The following is a 19370-nucleotide window of genomic DNA, read 5'->3' on the forward strand; positions in this document are numbered from 1 at the left end:
AAGGTCGTTTGTTGGGTAACCTCCGGGGAGCTAAAACTACAGGCCTGATCAGCCGTGAATATCCGGCTGCACGTTTTCTGTTTTTTGCTTGAGGAGTAACCCATGGTTGCCGCATTGCTTGATCGTCTTGGTGTGAACCCGGCCCTGTACCAGAACGGCAAAGTGCCGGTGCATTCGCCGATCGATGGCAGCCGGATTGCCGCTGTGAACTGGGAAGGCGCCGCTGAAGTCGAGCAGCACATCAGTCGTGCAGATCATGCGTTCGAATTGTGGCGCAAGGTCCCGGCTCCGCGCCGTGGCGAGCTGGTGCGCCAACTGGGCGACATTTTGCGCGAATACAAGGCTGACCTCGGTGAACTGGTGTCCTGGGAAGCGGGCAAGATCACTCAGGAAGGCCTGGGTGAAGTTCAGGAAATGATCGACATCTGCGATTTCGCGGTCGGCCTGTCCCGTCAGCTGTACGGCTTGACCATCGCCTCCGAGCGTCCTGGCCACCACATGCGCGAAACCTGGCACCCGCTGGGCGTCGTCGGCGTCATCAGCGCCTTCAACTTCCCGGTTGCGGTCTGGGCCTGGAACACCACGCTGGCGCTGGTCTGCGGTAACCCGGTGATCTGGAAACCGTCCGAGAAAACCCCGCTGACCGCACTGGCCTGCCAGGCGTTGTTCGACCGCGTACTGAAGAACTTCAGCGACGCACCTCCACACCTGAGCCAAGTGATCATCGGCGGCCGCGATGCCGGTGAAGCACTGGTCGATGACCCGCGTGTCGCGCTGATCAGCGCCACCGGCAGCACCCGCATGGGCCGAGAAGTGGCGCCGAAAATCGCCGCACGTTTTGCCCGCAGCATCCTGGAACTGGGCGGCAACAACGCCATGATCCTCGCCCCAAGTGCCGATCTGGACATGGCCGTTCGCGCCATCCTGTTCAGCGCCGTCGGCACCGCCGGTCAGCGTTGCACCACCCTGCGTCGGCTGATTGCCCATGAGTCGGTGAAGGAAGAAATCGTCACCCGCCTCAAGGCTGCCTACTCCAAGGTCCGCATCGGCAATCCGCTCGAGGGCAACCTGATCGGTCCGCTGATCGACAAAAACAGTTTCGAAAACATGCAGGACGCGCTGGAACAGGCCTTGAGCGAAGGCGGCCGGGTGTTTGGCGGCAAGCGTCAGTTGGAAGACAAATATCCGAACGCTTACTACGTCTCGCCAGCCATCGTCGAAATGCCGGAGCAGAGCGATGTGGTCTGCAACGAAACCTTCGCGCCGATCCTGTACGTGGTCGGTTACAAGGATTTCGACGAAGCCCTGCGCCTGAACAACTCGGTGCCACAAGGCCTGTCCTCGTGCATCTTCACCACCGACGTGCGTGAAGCCGAGCAGTTCATGTCGGCGGTCGGCAGCGACTGCGGGATCGCCAACGTCAACATCGGCCCGAGCGGCGCGGAAATCGGCGGCGCGTTCGGTGGCGAGAAAGAAACCGGTGGTGGTCGTGAGTCGGGCTCCGATGCATGGCGCGGCTACATGCGCCGTCAGACCAACACCGTGAACTACTCGCTGGAGTTGCCGTTGGCTCAGGGCATTACGTTCGACTGATAGGCCCCTTCGCGGGCAAGTCGGATCGCCGCCCGCTCGCTCCTACAGGATCACTCAACACCTGTAGAAGCGAGGCTTGCCCGCGAAGCTTTTGCTTTGTTGTTTGTTAGGTTTCTGTTGGAGTCTGGCAATGCCGTTACGCGAAGAGTGTCTGTGGGAAAAACTGACGCCGCAAAGGCCCGACAATGCCGCGCTCAAGGGCGAAGTAACCGTCGATGTCTGCGTCATTGGCGCCGGTTTCACCGGTCTGTCGGCGGCGGTGCATCTGCTGGAAAAAGGTAAAACGGTCTGCGTGCTCGAAGCCCATCGCGCGGGTCATGGTGGTTCGGGGCGCAATGTCGGTCTGGTCAACGCCGGGATGTGGATTCCACCGGACGAGATCGAAGCCGGGTTCGGCGAAGCGGTGGGCAGTCAGCTCAATCGCATGCTGGGTGCCGCGCCCTCCCTGGTGTTCAGCCTGGTCGACAAATACAACATCGATTGCCAGTTACGTCGCGAAGGCACGCTGCACATGGCGCACAACGCCCGTGGTGAATCGGACTTGCGCAGTCGTGAAGAACAATGGAAACGTCGGGGGGCACCGGTCGAACTGCTGACCGGACAAGCGTGCGAACAAGCGACGGGGACCAAAAAGATTGCTGCCGCGCTGCTCGACAAGCGTGCTGGCACGATCAACCCGATGGCCTACACCACGGGGCTGGCCAAAGCGGCCATCGGCCTCGGTGGTCAGCTGTTCGATCATTCTCCGGTGACCCGACTCGAACGTCAGGGTCAACGCTGGTCGGTACAAACCGCTCAGGGTTCAGTGCTCGCCGAGCAAGTGGTCATCGCCTCCAATGCTTATACCGAAGGTGACTGGACGGAGCTGCGGCGCAATTTCTTCCCCGGTTATTACTATCAAGTAGCGTCGGTCCCGCTGACCGAAGACGCCGCGCAGCAAATTCTGCCTGGCGGCCAGGGTTCCTGGGACACGCGTCAGGTACTGAGCAGTATTCGGCGCGACAAAGACGGTCGTCTGTTGCTGGGTAGCCTCGGTAACGGCAATCAGAAACCGGCCTGGTTCCTCAAGGCCTGGGCCGATCGGGTGCAGCAGCACTATTTTCCCTACCTCAAACCCGTGGAATGGGAATGCACCTGGACCGGTTGCATTGCGTTTACCCCCGACCACCTGATGCGTTTATTCGAGCCGGCGCCCGGTTTAGTGGCAGTCACCGGTTATAACGGCCGGGGCGTGACAACGGGGACGGTGGTCGGCAAAGCCTTTGCCGATTATCTGTGTAACGGAAATCCTCAGGCACTGCCGATTCCCTTCGCCCCCATGCAGCCCTTGGCGGGGGTGGGTTTGCGCAGCTGTTTGTACGAGGCCGGTTTCTCGCTGTATCACGCAGGCCAGTGCTTGCGGATCGTTATTTGATTGTTGAAATTTGTTGCTGGGAGCGGCGCTTTTTCGCGCAGCGACTAGCCTGTAAAAGGTGCGGGTCGTAGCAGTACCGCACCAGCAGTGTGCACTTCGGTGACGCACGTTGTTACAGGCTGGTTGCACGTCGTTTGGCGCCGCGGTTGCAATGATGGCGCGCGAGGGTTGCGCCTTTAAAAATAAATGGTTTCACCTTCCGCGGTTTAGACGGTTGCACGCCCAATGAAAATGGGATCGAAACAGTCGAAATAACAATAAAGCAGCGACTTTTTTCAGAATAAAAAACCGATGGCACGGCCCTTGCTCTGAGCATTCAGAGAAGTCGAAGTGCCAACTAAAAAAACCTTGGAGCACCACCTCATGTCCCAGACGTTTTACAAGAAAGGCTTTCTGGCCCTCGCAGTGGCAACTGCGTTGGGTGTTTCTGCGTTTGCACAGGCTGATGTGAAAATCGGTGTGGCGGGTCCGATGACAGGTGCCAACGCGGCATTTGGCGAGCAGTACATGAAGGGTGCACAGGCTGCAGCCGACGCGGTCAACGCGGCGGGCGGCGTCAACGGGGAAAAAATCGTACTGGTGAAGGGCGATGACGCCTGCGAACCGAAACAGGCTGTGACGGTCGCCAAGGACCTGACCAACCAGAAAGTCGCCGGCGTGGTCGGTCACTTCTGCTCCTCGTCGACCATCCCGGCCTCCGAGATCTACGACGAAGCGGGCATCATTGCAATCACCCCTGGTTCCACCAACCCGGCAGTCACCGAACGCGGCCTGAGCGCCATGTTCCGTATGTGCGGGCGTGACGATCAGCAAGGCATCGTGGCCGGTGACTACATCGTCGACGTGCTCAAAGGCAAGAAAGTCGTCGTCCTTCACGACAAGGACACCTACGGTCAAGGCCTGGCGGACGCTACCAAGGCCCAACTGGAAAAACGCGGCGTGAAGCCTGTGCTGTATGAAGGCCTGACCCGTGGTGAGAAAGACTTCAGCACCATCGTCACCAAGATCCGCGGCGCTGGCGCCGACGTCGTCTACTTCGGCGGTCTGCACCCGGAAGCCGGTCCACTGGTCCGTCAACTGCGTGAGCAAGGCCTCAAAGACGTCAAGTTCATGTCCGATGACGGCATCGTGACCGACGAACTGGTGACCACTGCTGGCGGCCCGCAATTCGTTGACGGCGTGCTGATGACCTTCGGCGCCGACCCACGCCTGCTGCCAGACAGCAAAACCGTGGTAGACGCGTTCCGTAAGGCCGGTACCGAGCCTGAAGGCTACACCCTCTACGCTTACGCTTCGGTCCAGACCCTGGCTGCTGCCTTCAATGGCGCGAAGTCCAACAGTGGCGAAAAAGCCGCCGAGTGGCTGAAGAAAAACCCGGTCAAAACCGTGATGGGCGAGAAGACCTGGGACGCCAAGGGCGACCTGAAAGTCTCCGACTACGTGGTTTACGAGTGGGACAAGGACGGCAAATACCACCAACTGGAAAAACAGAAGTGATATGACTTGCTGATCTGCCCGGCACCTTGTACGCCGGGCAATCAACCAACATGTCCGTGCAGTACCTGTCTTTTCTCGTAGAGCTGCACACAACCGAGTTGCGTCGGCGGCTGAACCCCGGTCCGTCGCACCCGGCTTCTGTGCAGTCTCTCAAATGCGTGAGATTGCGTTATGGATGGTATTTTCCTGCAGCAACTGGTCAACGGCCTGACCCTCGGGTCGGTCTATGGCCTGATCGCCATCGGCTACACAATGGTCTATGGCATCATCGGCATGATCAACTTCGCCCACGGCGAGGTTTACATGATTTCCGCTTACCTCGCGGCAATCAGTCTGGCTCTGCTGGCATACTTCGGTATTGAATCCTTCCCGCTGTTGATGCTCGGCACCTTGATCTTCACCATCGTGGTCACGGCGGTGTATGGCTGGGTCATCGAGCGCGTCGCCTACAAGCCCCTGCGCAACTCTACCCGACTGGCACCGCTGATCAGCGCCATCGGGATTTCGCTGATCCTGCAGAACTATGCCCAAATCGCCCAAGGCGCCAAACAACAAGGTGTTCCAACCTTGCTGACGGGAGCATGGCGCGTCGAAATCGGCACCGGCTTCGTGCAGTTGACCTACACCAAGGTGTTTATCCTGATTGCCGCATTCGCCGGCATGGCCCTGCTGACCTACATCATCAAGTACACCAAGCTCGGCCGCATGTGCCGCGCCACCCAGCAAGACCGCAAGATGGCCTCGATCCTGGGGATCAACACCGACCGCGTGATTTCCTACGTGTTCATCATCGGTGCAGCGATGGCGGCCCTGGCCGGCGTACTGATCACCATGAACTACGGCACGTTCGACTTCTATGCCGGCTTCATCATCGGCATCAAGGCGTTCACCGCCGCGGTACTCGGCGGCATCGGCTCGCTGCCTGGTGCGATGCTTGGCGGGATTATTCTCGGGATCTCCGAGTCGCTGTTCTCAGGTTTGGTCAACTCGGACTACAAAGACGTTTTCAGCTTCTCGCTGCTCGTTCTCGTTCTGGTCTTTCGGCCCCAAGGCCTGCTCGGCCGTCCTCTTGTGTCGAAGGTGTAAGCGATGTCTTCAACCACTAAAAAAACCATTGATCTCAAAAGAAGCCTGGTTGACGCGATTCTTGCCGGCCTTGTCGCCCTGATTGTGTTCGGCCCGATTGTCGGCGTGGTCCTCGACGGCTACGGCTTCAATCTGGAAACGACCCGGGTGGCCTGGATTGTCGCCATCGTCATGGCTGGCCGGTTTGCCCTGAGCCTGTTCCTGCAAACGCCCAAGGGCCTGAAAATCCTTGAAGGCTTTGAAAGCACCGGCTCCGGGGTTCATGTACTGCCACCTGATTACAAATCCCGCTTGCGCTGGATCATCCCGCTGTTGATCCTCGTTGCCGTGGTGTTTCCGTTTTTTTCCAACTCCTACCTGCTGGGCGTGGTCATTCTCGGGCTGATCTATGTATTGCTGGGCCTGGGCCTGAATATCGTGGTCGGCCTGGCCGGTCTGCTCGACCTGGGTTACGTGGCGTTCTACGCCATCGGTGCCTACGGCCTGGCGCTGGGTTATCAATACCTCGGCCTGGGTTTCTGGACGGTGCTGCCGCTGGCGGCCATCACCGCGGGCCTTGCCGGTTGCATCCTCGGGTTCCCGGTGCTGCGATTGCACGGTGACTACCTTGCGATCGTGACCCTGGGTTTCGGTGAAATCATTCGCCTGGTCCTCAACAACTGGCTGTCCCTGACCGGCGGCCCGAATGGCATGGCGGCTCCGTTGCCAACTTTCTTCGGCCTCGAGTTCGGCAAGCGCGCGAAGGAAGGGGGTGTCCCGTTCCATGAGTTCTTCGGCATCGCCTATAACCCGGACGTGAAGTATTACTTCATCTATGCGGTGTTGTTCCTGGTGGTGCTGGCCGTGCTGTACATCAAGCATCGTCTGGTCAAGATGCCGGTCGGCCGCGCCTGGGAAGCCTTGCGTGAAGACGAAATCGCCTGCCGCTCCATGGGCCTGAACCACGTACTGGTCAAGCTCTCGGCATTCACCATCGGTGCCTCGACGGCCGGCCTGGCCGGGGTGTTCTTCGCCACGTATCAAGGCTTCGTCAACCCGACCTCGTTCACCTTTTTCGAATCGGCCCTGATCCTCGCCATCGTGGTACTCGGCGGGATGGGCTCGACCATCGGCGTGGTGATTGCAGCCTTCGTGCTGACCGTTGCCCCGGAACTGCTGCGCGGCTTTGCGGAATATCGCGTGCTGCTGTTCGGCGTGCTGATGGTGTTGATGATGATCTGGCGACCGCGCGGCCTGATTCGGATCAGCCGCACCGGTGTGACCCCGCGTAAAGGAGTAGCGCCATGAGCGAAGTCGTACTCTCGGTCGAGAAGCTGATGATGCACTTCGGCGGCATCAAGGCGTTGAGCGATGTCAGCCTCAAGGTTCATCGCAACTCGATCTTTGCCCTGATCGGCCCCAACGGCGCCGGCAAGACCACCGTGTTCAACTGCCTGACCGGTTTCTACAAGGCCTCCGGCGGCAAGATCGAACTCAATACCCGCGGTGAGCGCACCGATGTCATCCAGCTGCTGGGCGAATCGTTCAAAGCCACGGATTTTGTTTCGCCGAAAAGCTTTATCACCCGGATGCGCTACAAGATGTTCGGCGGCACCCACCTGGTGAACCGTGCCGGACTGGCGCGCACCTTCCAGAACATTCGCCTGTTCAAGGAAATGTCGGTGCTGGAAAACCTGCTGGTGGCCCAGCACATGTGGGTCAACCGCAACATGTTGGCCGGCATCCTCAACACCAAGGGCTACCGCAAGGCCGAAAGCGATGCGCTGGACCACGCCTTCTACTGGCTGGAAGTCGTGGACCTGGTGGACTGCGCCAACCGTCTGGCCGGCGAGCTGTCCTACGGCCAACAGCGCCGTCTGGAAATCGCCCGGGCCATGTGTACCCGTCCGCAGATCATCTGCCTCGACGAGCCGGCTGCCGGCCTCAACCCTCAGGAAACCGAAGCGCTGAGCGCGATGATCCGTCTGCTGCGCGACGAGCACGATCTGACCGTGGTGCTGATCGAACACGACATGGGCATGGTAATGAGCATTTCCGACCACATCGTGGTGCTGGACCACGGCATCGTCATCGCCGAGGGCGGGCCTGAAGCGATTCGTAACGACCCGAAAGTGATTGCGGCCTATCTGGGCGCTGATGAAGAGGAAGTGGCGCTATGAGTCAACCCATCCTCGAACTCAAGGATCTGGATGTGTTTTACGGGCCGATCCAGGCCCTGAAGAAGGTCTCGCTGCATATCGAAGTAGGTGAAACCGTCAGCCTGATCGGCTCCAACGGCGCCGGTAAATCGACCTTGCTGATGTCGATCTTCGGCCAACCGCGAGCGGCTAACGGGCAGATCATTTATCAGGGCGTGGACATCACCCACAAGTCGTCGCACTACATCGCGTCCAACGGCATCGCTCAGTCGCCTGAAGGCCGGCGGGTGTTCCCCGACATGACCGTCGAGGAAAACCTGCTGATGGGCACCATCCCTATCGGCGACAAGTACGCCGCCGAGGACATGCAACGCATGTTCGAGCTGTTTCCGCGGCTCAAGGAACGCCGTAACCAGCGCGCCATGACCATGTCCGGCGGCGAGCAGCAGATGCTCGCCATCGCCCGTGCGTTGATGAGTCGACCCAAACTGTTGTTGCTCGATGAGCCGAGCCTGGGGCTGGCGCCGATCGTGGTGAAACAGATCTTCTCGACCCTGCGGGAACTGGCAAGTACCGGCATGACCATCTTTCTGGTCGAGCAGAACGCCAACCATGCGTTGAAGCTGTCGGACCGGGCATACGTGATGGTCAACGGCGAGATCCGCATCACGGGCACCGGCAAGGAACTGCTGGTAAACGAGGAAGTGCGTAACGCTTATCTCGGCGGGCATTGAGTTCGCTGTTTTAACACCAAGCCCCGGCGCGCAATCGCCGGGGCTTTTTTACGCCTCCAATACACCCTCAATCCCCTGTGGGAGCGGGCTTGCTCGCGAAGACGGCGTTCCAGTCACCTTGATGCTGAATGTGCCACAGCATTCGCGAGCAAGCCCGCTCCCACAAGGACGGTGGTGTGCTTTCCGGAAATTGTGGAAAACAATATTCACAAGCTCTCAAAGCGCGACATAAAGCCGCTGCAAATAGTTGTTTTGTCACGCTTTTGACTTGTCCCCGTTTACTGTGGAACTGGCTGTGAATAACGTGGGAGTAGCTGTCTGAGAGCCTTTGAATCCGTGGCTTGCAGCGATGTGGTTGTTTTTTGATCAGGTATTTTTGCTTGACCCGGAACAGGCTTTGTCAACCTTTTTGTTGGTGACCACAGTGGCTGGAAATGTGATGGGCCAGCCTGTGGATAAGTCTGTGGTTAAACTCTGGAAAGACTCGGCTGAGGGCCGTAGTTACTGGCTTGGCGCCATCGTCGGTTTGACCAGCCCATCGTGCAAAATGCCATGGGCTACACAGCTGGCACCCGAGGGTCAAGCAAAAAACTTTGTAATCTGCCCGCAAAGCCTTGTGGATAGCGGCTTCCAGCTTTTCCACTTGCCCCCGGAAACTGTGGACCGGCCTGTGGATAAGGTGCGCGTACATGGCTGCAAGCCACGGCGCCTGTGGCTTCGCAAGGTCTGGTTGTTTTTTATACAGTTTTTGCGGTGGTTGCCGCTGTGGGCAAGGCCGGGCATGCTGCCAGCTGATTTTCTATTCCAATGGCTGTCCATCAGCCGAAGCAAGGAGAACACGATGTCCAACACCCTGTTTATTACCGGCGCGACCTCCGGTTTTGGTGAAGCCTGTGCCCGTCGTTTTGCCGACGCAGGCTGGAAACTGGTGCTGACGGGCCGTCGTGAAGAACGCCTCAATGCCTTGTGCGCCGAGTTGTCGAAGCAGACCGAGGTCCATGGCCTGGTGCTCGACGTGCGTGATCGCAAGGCCATGGAGGAGGCGATCGCCAATTTGCCGCCGTCCTTTGCCAAGCTGCGCGGGCTGATCAACAACGCAGGTCTGGCACTGGGCGTTGACCCGGCGCCGAAGTGCGGCCTCGACGATTGGGACACCATGGTCGACACCAACATCAAAGGCCTGATGTACAGCACTCGCCTGCTGTTGCCACGCCTGATCGCCCACGGTCGCGGTGCCGGTATCGTCAACCTCGGCTCCATTGCCGGTAACTACCCGTACCCGGGCAGCCATGTGTACGGCGCGAGCAAGGCGTTCGTTAAGCAGTTTTCACTGAACCTGCGCTGCGACCTGCAAGGCACTGGCGTGCGTGTCAGCAACATTGAGCCAGGCCTGTGCGAGAGCGAGTTCTCGCTGGTGCGTTTCGCCGGTGACCAGGAGCGTTACAACGCGACCTACGCCGGTGCCGAGCCGATCCAGCCGCAGGACATCGCCGAGACCATTTTCTGGGTGCTCAATGCGCCGGCGCACATCAACATCAACAGCCTGGAGCTGATGCCGGTGAGCCAGACGTGGGCTGGTTTTTCCATTGAGCGCAATGGTGGCAAGGCATAAGTCCGCGTTATCGTTCTTCGCGAGCAAGCCCACTCCCACATTGGATTTATGGCGTGTCTGCTATTTTGGACACACTACAAGTCAAGTGTGGGAGCGGGCTTGCTCGCGAAAGCGGCCGGACAGTCAGCCGAGATAATCGACCAGCCCGCGATAGCAGGTTGCCAAGTGATAAGGCGTGGTCGATGGCATGTCCTTGCGGCTGACTTCGCCTTGCTCGTCGCGACATTCATACCACCCCCCCGCATGCAAAAAGCGTTGTTGCAACGCCTGCAATTGGCGTTGCACCGAGCGTTCGCTATTTGGACGCAAGGTCAGGGCGCGCAGGTATTCAGCCTGGGCCCAGATGCGCTGGGTGGCATCCTTCGCAGAGCCATCGAGATCAAGCATTGCCGCTACGGCACCCGTCTTTGGATCAACCCCCAGTTGTTCGGTGAGTACAAATGCACGGTCCAGCGAAACATGCAGTTTTGAACCTCGCAGCAGTGGCGACGACTCCAGCAGGAAATACCACTCGAACTGATGCCCCGGTTCAAACCAGTTATCCACAGCGCCCAGCGGCTTCTCCATCAACACGCTGTGTTGCGGGTCGATAAAACGCTTCTGCATGGCTGTGCATAACTCGACCAGCGCGCGCTGTACGGCGATGTCGTCGCGCACCGACAGGGTCGCGAGGAAGGCTTCGGCCAAGTGCATCAGGGGGTTTTGCAGGGGGCCGGAGTCGAGCGAGGACCAGTCACGGTCAAGGCTGGCTTCATACAGACCATCGCCTGTGGAGAAGCGCCGTGCCAGTACTTCCAGCGTGGCGTTGAGCACCGATTCCACCAGCGGCTCGCGAACCTTGTCCCAGTAATGGGCGCACGCGAACAGGATGAAGGCATGGGTGTAGAGGTCTTTGTGCTGATCCAGCGGCGCACCTTGTGGGTCGATGCTGTAGAACCAGCCGCCGTGCTCGGCGTCGTGGAAATGCTGTTGCAAGGAACGGAACAGCGCTGCAGCACGCTCCTCGGCGCCCGGCACCTGGCCGATCAGGCTGGAAAACAGATACAGCTGCCGCGCGCAGGCCATCGCCCGATAGCGCTGGGGTGGCAGCGGTTGATGCCCGGCATCCAGCGCTTCATAAGGCAACGCCATTTCGGCATTCCAGCCGGGACCTTGCCAGAGCGGCACGATCACGTCCTGGAAATGCTGTTGCACCGAGGCGAACAGAGCGGTCAATTCAGGCTGGGAGGCGGAGCGGGAAACAGGCGGCATTGGCTGGCGTCGTCACGGCAGGGTTGATTGCGCGACATGTTAGCAGGCCTGAGAGAAGTGGTGTCTGTCAGGCCGCCTTCGCGAGCAGGCTCGCTCCCACATGGGACCGGGTTTCTCCAGATGGAATGCGGTGGAGTGTGGGAGCGGGCTTGCTCGCGAAGAGGCCGTCACAGCCAATAAAGAAATCAGCCCGCCAACAACCAGGCCCCGGTCGCCGCCGAAGCCGCTCCGGCCAATCGAATTAACGGAGCCGCCGCTTGCGGCAACACACGCACCACGCCGTAACCCGCAGCATGCAACGCAGCTGTCGCCGCCACAAACCCTGCGGCATACGCCCAAGGGCTCGACATGTCAGGCAACTCCAGCCCATGGGCCACACCATGGAACAGCGCAAACAAAGCCGTCGCACCGACTGCCACGCTCAACGGCGGACGCACCGCCAAGGCCACCGCCAGGCCCAGCGCCAGCACCGACGCCGCAATACCGCCTTCCAGCGCCGGCAGGTTCAGTCCTTCAAAACCCAGCAACCCGCCGATCAGCATGATGCCAACGAACGTGCACGGCAGCGCCCAGCGCGCGGCGCCTTTATGCTGCGCCGCCCACAAGCCCACCGCCACCATTGCCAGCAAGTGATCAAGGCCGCCAATCGGGTGGCTGATGCCGGCGATTAAACCGTTATCGCCATGGCCCGGGTGGGCGAAGGCGATGGCCGGGGTCAGCAGCAGGGCCATGGCGCCCAGGATGCGTTTCAGTGTCATGGATAAGCTTCCTTGTTGATAAGTCGTGATCAGGCGGCGTTGGTCAGCAGGCCTTGGCGTTCGATGAAGGCGATGATTTCTTCCAGGCCCAAACCGGTTTTCTGATTGCTGAAGACAAACGGCTTGCCGTTGCGCATGCGCTGGGTGTCGCTGTCCATCAGTTCCAGCGACGCCCCCACCAGCGGCGCGAGGTCGACCTTGTTGATCACCAGCAAGTCGGATTTGCAGATCCCCGGCCCGCCCTTGCGCGGCAGCTTGTCGCCCGCCGAGACGTCGATCACGTAAATGGTCAGGTCGGACAGTTCCGGGCTGAAGGTCGCTGACAGGTTATCGCCGCCGGACTCCACCAGAATCAGATCCAGCCCCGGAAAGCGGCGGTTCAGTTGATCCACCGCTTCGAGGTTGATCGAGGCGTCTTCGCGGATCGCCGTGTGCGGGCAGCCGCCGGTTTCCACGCCGATGATGCGCTCAGGTGCCAGGGCTTCGTTGCGCACCAGAAAATCGGCGTCTTCGCGGGTGTAGATGTCGTTGGTGACAACGGCCAGGTTGTAGCGGTCGCGCAGGGCCAGGCAAAGCGCCAGCGTCAGGGCGGTTTTACCGGAACCGACCGGGCCGCCAATGCCGACGCGCAGGGGTTGTGTGTTCATGTTGTTCTCCAAATTTAAAGGCCCTAGGAACGGAACAGACGGCTGTACTGACGTTCATGGGCCATGCACGCCAGGGACTGGCCGAACGCGGCGCTGCCATAGTGTTCGGGGTTGATTCGGGTGGCGTTCTGCTGCGCTTGTTGCAGCAGCGGCAGCAGTTCGCTGGTCAGGCGTTGCGCGGCTTGCTGGCCCAGCGGCAAAGTTTTCATCAGCACTGCCAATTGATTTTCCAGCCAACTCCAGAGCCACGCGGCCAGCGCATCTTGCGGGCTGATCTGCCAGGCGCGAGCCGCCAGCGCCCAGCAGAGGGCCAAGTGCGGTTCGGGGCGCTGTTGCAGAAAGGCGCGGGCCGGCGCATCGAGTTCCGGCAAGCCGTTGAGCAGTTGCTGTAGCGAATAGCCCATCTGCCGGCTCTCCTGATGCAGCTCGCGGGTTTCCCGGCTGGCGCGATGTTCCTCGCAGCGTTGCAGCAATGCTGCCCAGTTTTCTTCGGCGGCAGCGGAGCAGTGGGCGAGCAGCAGCGGCGCTTCGAAGCGTGCCAGGTTCAGCAGTAATTGATCGCTGATCCAGCATCGCGCGCTGTCTGCATCCTTCACCCGGCCGTTATCCACCGCCATTTCCAGGCCTTGCGAATAGCTGTAACCGCCAATCGGCAGTTGTGGGCTGGCCAGGCGCAGCAGCGCCCAGGCAGGGTTCATAACCGGACGCCGAACTGGTGCAGTTTCGGCGGGTAGTTGAAGTCCTCGTCGCCGTGGCGGGAATGGTGATGGCCGCCGCCATAGGCGCCGTGTTCCGGCTGGAACGGTGCCTCGATGTTGTCGACCTTGGCCTCCAGCTGTTCGAGCATGGCCTTGAGCACGTAATCGTCAAGCAGGCGCAACCAGCCGTCGCCGACTTGCAGCGGGACGTGGCGGTTGCCCAGGTGATAGGCCGCGCGAGTCAGTTCGAACGCGTTGGCGCAAGTGACGTGCAGCAATTGTTCGGGCCGGGCGCAGACGCGGACGATGCGCCCGTCTTCGGCTTGCAGGCACTCGCCGTCATACAGTGGCGGCTGACCGCGCTCCAAAAACAACCCGACGTCTTCGCCTTCGGCACTGAAACAGCGCAAACGGCTTTTGCTCCGGGCTTCGAAGATCAGGTGCAGCTCGGAGGCCCAGACGGGTTGAGGGTCGATTCTGCGATGAATCACCAGCATCGGGAGGCTTCCAGCAATGGACAATGTTCAGGCTAGAGCAAGGGGCTTGCCAATCGGGCGATACGTAGGAAATGCCTGTCGGAGCTGAGTGGGTGTTTCAGGATGCTGCAGGATTTTGAACTGCAATGGTGCGAGGATTGTTCGGCGGCACCAAATTGATGCTTTTGACTGTTTTTTGTGGGAGCGGCGGTGCGACGATTCGACTTGCCCTCGAAAGCGTCGGCACAATCAACATTGATGTGGCTGACATTCCGCTATCGCGAGCAGGCTCATTCCTGCAGGGGTTATTCGGTGCTGCCCAGGCCTTGCCAATGCTTGAGGCCAATGAAGATGAAGCGCAGTTGCTGAGTGATTTTTGCCTGTGGCGTGAGGTGCTCGGGTAGCGCCTCGGCCGGTGGATCGATGATGTCCGGAAGGGTCGCGAACACGCTTTTGACGATCAGGTCCGCCATGACGCTCAGGCCGGCGATGTCCAGATGCTGCAATTTCGGCATCAAGGACAGGTCGGCTGCCAAGTCCGAGCTGATGTCTTCACGCAGACGGCCAATGGCCTGGCGCACGGGAAGCGATCCGCCGTACTGCTCACGGGCCAGAAACAGGAACTGCGAGCGATTGGCCGAGACCACGTCGAGGAATATGCGAACCGAAGCGTCAATGATGCCGCCCATGACAAACTCGTTATGGCGTACCAGGCGAATGGTTTCGCGAAAGGTCTGGCCGACTTCGCTCACCAGCACCAGGCCCAGTTCATCCATATCGGCGAAATGCCGGTAGAAACCGGTGGGCACGATCCCGGCGGTTTTCGCGACTTCGCGCAGGCTCAGGCTGCCGAATCCTCGGCCACATTCCATCAGGTGACGGGCAGCGTCCATCAGGGCGTTGCGGGTTTGTTGTTTCTGTTCGGCGCGGGGCAGCATCGCAAGGGTGTTTTTCTGGACAGGGACAGCGGCGCACTCTAGCAAATCGGCTTCGCTGGCGTCGAACGACTATCGGGGGATCAAGCGGGGGAGATGCAACTTCCAACAAGGCCAAACCCTATAAAGTCAAAAGCCCAATCCGGGGATTGGGCTTTTTTTCAGGGCCACCATGGGCTCAGCTCACAGCGCTGTTGCGTTCGATTACACGGTCACCACCACCTTCAGCGAGGGTTTGACCCTGTGGGGTGCGATCGGAACCGTCAGCAGCCAGGGTTTGACCTTGTGGAGTGCGATCGGAACCGTCAGCAGCCAGGGTTTGACCTTGTGGAGTGCGATCGGAACCGTCAGCGGCCAGGGTTTGACCTTGTGGAGTGCGATCGGAACCGTCAGCAGCCAGGGTCTGGCCTTGTGGAGTGCGATCGGAGCCGTCAGCAGCCAGGGTTTGACCTTGTGGGGTGCGATCGGAGCCGTCAGCAGCCAGGGTTTGACCTTGTGGAGTACGATCCGAGCCATCCTGGGTGATCAGGCCTTTTTCTTTCAGGCGATCATTACCGCCTTCGGCAAGGGTCTGGCCTTGTGGAGTGCGGTCCGAACCATCGGCAGCAACGGTTTGGCTGAACACCGAGTGGCTGTCTTTGACTTGCGGAGTGGCCTGATCAGCAGCGGGCAGAGCGAAAGCGGTGCTGGCCAGCATTGAGAGGGTAAGGCTAAGCAGTAATTGGCGTTTCATGATGGGTTGCTCCTTGGGAGGGCGATAAAGTGGGTACGAGGGCAATGCTACTCTCGATAAGTCGATATAAAAGTTCATAAACGCAATGGTAATAATCAACGGAATTGATTGTTCTGCCGAAGCGCTCTAGAACGGGCGTCTCCGGCGATCGTTTTTGCACTGGGGTGGGTATTTTCGACCCACTCGTGCCGCACAAAAGTGCGGGGGCGGTAACGCCGGATTCGGGGGCAGTCTCTCCCCAGTCGATTATTTGAGGATTAATCGGCGTTTGGTTTAAACCTGCGGGCCGTTTTTCAGTCGTAGATTCCATGGCAGGCCGGTTCTGGCCTAACGTTTCACACGTGCGTCGCAATCAGGGCGCTCAGTCGTATCAGGAGCCCTGTGCAATGACGCGCACTCGTAAAGTTGTTACCTGGACCTTCGCCAGCCTAATTGTCTTGCTGGCGGTATTGGTTCTGATCATCGTGTTCTTCGATTGGAACCGGATCAAACCGCCCCTTAACGCCAAAGTTTCTGAAGAGCTGCATCGTCCGTTCGCCATCAATGGCAACCTCGCGGTGGTCTGGCAGCGCGAGCCCGACGAGGGCGGTTGGCGGGCCTGGGTGCCGTGGCCGCACGTGGTGGCAGAAGACCTGAGCCTGGGCAACCCGGACTGGTCGAAAAAACCACAGATGGTCACCCTTAAACGCGTCGAACTGCGCATTTCTCCCCTGGCACTGCTGGCGCAACGGGTGGTGATCCCTCGTATTGACCTGACTGAGCCGAATGCGGACCTTCAACGTCTGGCCGATGGTCGCGCCAACTGGACGTTCCAGTTCGACCCCAAAGACCCGAATGCCGAACCTTCAAGCTGGGTGGTGGACATCGGTGCCATCGGCTTTGACAAGGGCCACGTCACCCTCGACGACCAGAACCTCAAGACTCAGCTCGATGTGCTGATTGATCCGCTGGGCAAACCCATTCCGTTCAGCGATATCGTCGGCGAAAAAGCTGCGAAAACCGCGCAGGAGAAAGGCGCGGCTCCCCAGGATTACGCGTTCGCGCTGAAGGTCAAAGGCCAATACCACGACCAGAAACTCGCAGGCGAAGGCAAGATCGGCGGGTTGCTGGCGTTGCAGGACGCGGCCAGGCCGTTCCCGTTCCAGGCGCAAGTGAAGATCGCCGATACCCGCGTCGAACTGGCCGGCACGCTGACCGATCCGATGAACCTCGGCGCCCTGGACCTGCGCTTGAAGCTGGCTGGCGCCAGCCTGGGCAATCTCTACCCGCTGACCGGTGTGACGCTGCCGGATACGCCGCCCTACGAGACAGACGGGCATCTGATCGCCAAACTGCATGAGCCGGGTGGCGCGGTGTTCCGCTATGAAGCGTTCAACGGCAAGATCGGCGAGAGCGACATCCACGGCAGCCTGGCCTATGTCGCCAGCCAACCGCGGCCGAAACTCAGCGGTTCATTGATCTCCAATCAACTGCTGTTCGCCGACCTGGCCCCGCTGATCGGCGCCGATTCCAACGCCAAGCAAAAGGCCCGTGGCGGCGAAAGCAAACAGCCGACGGACAAGGTGTTGCCGGTCGAGGAGTTCAAGACCGAGCGCTGGCGCGACATGGACGCCGATGTCGAATTCACCGGCAAGCGCATCGTCCACAGCGAAAAACTGCCGTTCAATGACCTCTACACGCATCTGGTACTGACAGACGGCGTCCTGAGTCTTGAACCCCTGCGTTTCGGCGTGGCGGGCGGCACTCTGGATGCGCAGATTCGCCTCAATGGCCGCACCGAACCGTTGGAAGGTCGGGCCAGGCTCACTGCGCGCAAGTTCCAGCTCAAGCAGTTGTTCCCGACCTTTGAACCGATGAAAACCAGTTTCGGCGAGCTCAACGGCGATGCCGACATCACCGGCCGTGGCAACTCGGTGGCCAAGCTGTTGGGCAGCGCCAATGGCAACTTGAAAATGCTGATTAACGACGGCGCCATCAGCCGCGAGTTGATGGAACTGGCCGGGCTCAACGTCGGCAACTACGTGGTGGGCAAGATCTTTGGCGACAAGGAAGTGAAGATCAATTGCGCGGCGGCCGACTTCGACATTAAGACCGGTTTGGCCACTACCCGACTGTTCGTCTTCGACACCGAGAACGCGATCATCTATATCGACGGCACCGCGAACATGGCGACGGAGCAGTTGGACCTGACCATTACCCCCGAATCCAAAGGCTGGCGGTTGATTTCGTTGCGCTCGCCGCTGTATGTGCGGGGCAAGTTCATCAAGCCGGATGCGGGCGTGAAGGCGGTGCCGCTGATTTTGCGAGGCGCGGGAATGGTTGCGCTGGGTGTGATTGCGGCACCGGCGGCGGGGCTGCTGGCGTTGGTGGCACCGAGCGGGGGTGAGCCGAACCAGTGTGCGCCGTTGCTGGAACAGATGAAGGCGGGGAAGGCACCGGTGACCGTCAAGCCCAAAAAATAATGGGGTGTCAGTGTGGGCGCCTTCGCGGGCAAGCCTCGCTCCCACAGGGGAATACTGAACCCGTAGGAGCGAGGCTTGCCCGCGAAGGCGATCTGAAAGGCGCTAAAGATCTTTCAGAATGTCAGCCATGTCATGCGCATGCTTTTCTTCCTGCGCCAGGATGTCTTCAAAGATGCGCCGGGGTCGTCGGGTCTTTTTCGCCGATGTACTGAATGATCTCGCGGTAGCTGTCGATGGCAATCCGTTCGGCGTTCTCGACGTTCTTGCGGGCCCGTTCGCGAAGGGTGGTTACATCGGACAAATGTATGTCACTCATCTCGTTCTCCTGGAGGCTAATCCGGTTTGCGTCACCTTCTATGGAAGTGATCGCGACTTGAGGTGTGAGTGATGGGCGCGGCGAAAAGTTTTATGTGATTTGCCCCGAGACGATCAAGCCAGCGCATGCCCGGACAGCAACGCCTCCTCGCGCAACCATGCAAAAAACGCCCGCACGGGTGGATGTCGTTCACGTCCCGGCACGCAAAGCGCACTGTAGCCGGCGCCGTTGACCTGAACCTCGCCCCGGTAAGCCACCAGCAAACCATTGGCCACGCTTTCCGACACCAGAATATTGCTTGCCAGCACCAGGCCTTGCCCGGCGATCGCCGCTTGCAGGGCGTAATGCTCTTCGTCGTATTCACGGACCGCCGGTTGCCCTGTCAGCCAGGTCTCTCCGGACTGAGCGCACCAGGCCGCCCAGCCGTGGGCGTAGAGTTTGGAGTTGTGCCAGCGCACGCTAATCAGCGTGGGTGCCCGATCAGCCGCCAGGGCCACCTGCTCGGGCGAGCCATAGACGCCGAACGATTCGTCGAACAGGCACAGCCCATACAGGTTCGGGTAGTCATCAAGACTGTAGCGCACCACCAGGTCGACGCTGGCGTCCTGATGCAGGTCGATGACTTCGCAGTGGGTGTCCAGGCGCAGGTTGATATTCGGATGGCGAGCGTAGAACCGACCCAGCCGCGGCACCAGCCACAGCGCCGCGAAGGCGGCCGTGGTGGAGATCGTCAGGCTCGCGCCGCTACGTTGCGGGCGCAGGGTATCGACGCTTTGCGCCACGTCCAGCAGCGCGCCGTGCAGGCTGCGGAACAACCGTTCGCCGCCATCGGTGAGGCGCACCTGCCGTGGCAGCCGCTCGAACAGCGGCACACCGAGCCAACTCTCCAGCGAGCGGATCTGATGGGACACCGCCGTCGGCGTCACCGAGAGTTCTTCGGCGGCAGCCTTGAAACTCAACAAGCGTGAGGCGGACTCAAAGGCGCGCAGGGCGGTCAGCGGCAGCGAGGCAAACATTCAA

At 60.0% G+C, this 19370-nt stretch carries 17 protein-coding genes and 1 pseudogene; 9 read left to right on the forward strand and 9 right to left on the reverse strand.

From position 1 onward, the window contains the following. Positions 1-102 precede the first annotated feature (102 nt). The 8 genes from amaB to ACA051_RS02820 all read left to right on the forward strand — a co-directional run bounded on the left by amaB (position 103) and on the right by ACA051_RS02820 (position 10074). Positions 103-1593 (forward strand): L-piperidine-6-carboxylate dehydrogenase, encoded by a 1491-nt coding sequence (amaB, locus tag ACA051_RS02785; RefSeq protein WP_497307456.1) that lies wholly within the window; start codon positions 103-105, stop codon positions 1591-1593. Between the two features lie 130 nt (positions 1594-1723). Beyond that, positions 1724-3007: an L-pipecolate oxidase gene (gene amaA / locus ACA051_RS02790; protein ID WP_497373416.1), complete on the forward strand. Its 1284-nt coding sequence runs from the start codon at positions 1724-1726 to the stop codon at positions 3005-3007. 363 nt (positions 3008-3370) lie between these two features. Continuing rightward, a complete protein-coding gene (locus ACA051_RS02795) occupies positions 3371-4504 on the forward strand; it encodes an ABC transporter substrate-binding protein (protein ID WP_219093672.1) in 1134 nt (377 codons plus the stop codon). A gap of 171 nt (positions 4505-4675) precedes the next feature. After that, positions 4676-5590, forward strand: coding sequence for an ABC transporter permease subunit (locus tag ACA051_RS02800; RefSeq protein WP_010464150.1), 915 nt, complete (start codon positions 4676-4678; stop codon positions 5588-5590). A gap of 3 nt (positions 5591-5593) precedes the next feature. Beyond that, complete coding sequence (livM, locus tag ACA051_RS02805) at positions 5594-6877, forward strand: high-affinity branched-chain amino acid ABC transporter permease LivM (protein ID WP_497307460.1); 1284 nt, start codon at positions 5594-5596, stop codon at positions 6875-6877. Then, the gene (locus ACA051_RS02810; RefSeq protein ID WP_497307462.1) at positions 6874-7749 is read left to right on the forward strand and encodes an ABC transporter ATP-binding protein; all 876 of its coding nucleotides are present in this window, start codon (positions 6874-6876) and stop codon (positions 7747-7749) included. Before livM ends, ACA051_RS02810 begins: the two co-directional genes overlap by 4 nt. Further along, positions 7746-8462 carry an ABC transporter ATP-binding protein gene (locus ACA051_RS02815; RefSeq protein WP_497307464.1) on the forward strand — a complete coding sequence of 239 codons (717 nt, stop codon included), beginning with the start codon at positions 7746-7748 and terminating at the stop codon, positions 8460-8462. The genes ACA051_RS02810 and ACA051_RS02815 overlap by 4 nt, the downstream gene beginning before the upstream one ends. 841 nt (positions 8463-9303) lie before the next feature. Further along, positions 9304-10074, forward strand: a complete 771-nt coding sequence (locus ACA051_RS02820) for an SDR family oxidoreductase (protein ID WP_497373418.1) — start codon at positions 9304-9306, stop codon at positions 10072-10074. A 123-nt stretch (positions 10075-10197) separates the two neighbouring features. On the opposite strand, the gene ACA051_RS02825 is transcribed toward ACA051_RS02820, so the two are convergent. The 7 genes from ACA051_RS02825 to ACA051_RS02855 all read right to left on the reverse strand — a co-directional run bounded on the left by ACA051_RS02825 (position 10198) and on the right by ACA051_RS02855 (position 15572). Continuing rightward, entirely contained in the window at positions 10198-11325 is a 1128-nt protein-coding gene (locus ACA051_RS02825; protein WP_497373420.1) for an AGE family epimerase/isomerase, read from the reverse strand. Positions 11326-11510: 185 nt separating this feature from the next. Beyond that, entirely contained in the window at positions 11511-12083 is a 573-nt protein-coding gene (locus ACA051_RS02830; RefSeq protein ID WP_497373422.1) for a HupE/UreJ family protein, read from the reverse strand. Between the two features lie 29 nt (positions 12084-12112). Then, positions 12113-12730 carry an urease accessory protein UreG gene (gene ureG, locus ACA051_RS02835; RefSeq protein WP_497373424.1) on the reverse strand — a complete coding sequence of 206 codons (618 nt, stop codon included), beginning with the start codon at positions 12728-12730 and terminating at the stop codon, positions 12113-12115. Positions 12731-12753: 23 nt separating this feature from the next. Beyond that, on the reverse strand, positions 12754-13428 hold the full coding sequence (locus tag ACA051_RS02840; protein ID WP_497373426.1) for an urease accessory protein UreF: 675 nt from the start codon (positions 13426-13428) through the stop codon (positions 12754-12756). Then, positions 13425-13925, reverse strand: coding sequence for an urease accessory protein UreE (ureE, locus tag ACA051_RS02845; protein WP_497307476.1), 501 nt, complete (start codon positions 13923-13925; stop codon positions 13425-13427). The genes ACA051_RS02840 and ureE overlap by 4 nt, the downstream gene beginning before the upstream one ends. Positions 13926-14209: 284 nt before the next feature. Then, complete coding sequence (locus ACA051_RS02850) at positions 14210-14842, reverse strand: TetR family transcriptional regulator (protein ID WP_010464134.1); 633 nt, start codon at positions 14840-14842, stop codon at positions 14210-14212. A gap of 175 nt (positions 14843-15017) precedes the next feature. Next, the gene (locus tag ACA051_RS02855) at positions 15018-15572 is read right to left on the reverse strand and encodes a hypothetical protein (RefSeq protein ID WP_497307479.1); all 555 of its coding nucleotides are present in this window, start codon (positions 15570-15572) and stop codon (positions 15018-15020) included. A 386-nt stretch (positions 15573-15958) separates the two neighbouring features. Here ACA051_RS02855 and ACA051_RS02860 point away from each other — a divergent pair, with 386 nt between their 5' ends. After that, the gene (locus ACA051_RS02860) at positions 15959-18034 is read left to right on the forward strand and encodes an AsmA family protein (RefSeq protein WP_497373428.1); all 2076 of its coding nucleotides are present in this window, start codon (positions 15959-15961) and stop codon (positions 18032-18034) included. Between the two features lie 102 nt (positions 18035-18136). Here ACA051_RS02860 and ACA051_RS02865 read toward each other — a convergent pair. Beyond that, a pseudogene (locus tag ACA051_RS02865) lies at positions 18137-18287 on the reverse strand (ferritin-like domain-containing protein); the annotation flags it as partial. A gap of 176 nt (positions 18288-18463) precedes the next feature. Beyond that, positions 18464-19366, reverse strand: coding sequence for a LysR substrate-binding domain-containing protein (locus tag ACA051_RS02870; protein ID WP_497373430.1), 903 nt, complete (start codon positions 19364-19366; stop codon positions 18464-18466). Positions 19367-19370: the final 4 nt, after the last annotated feature.

It is taken from the genome of Pseudomonas sp. LBUM1669 (assembly GCF_059695705.1).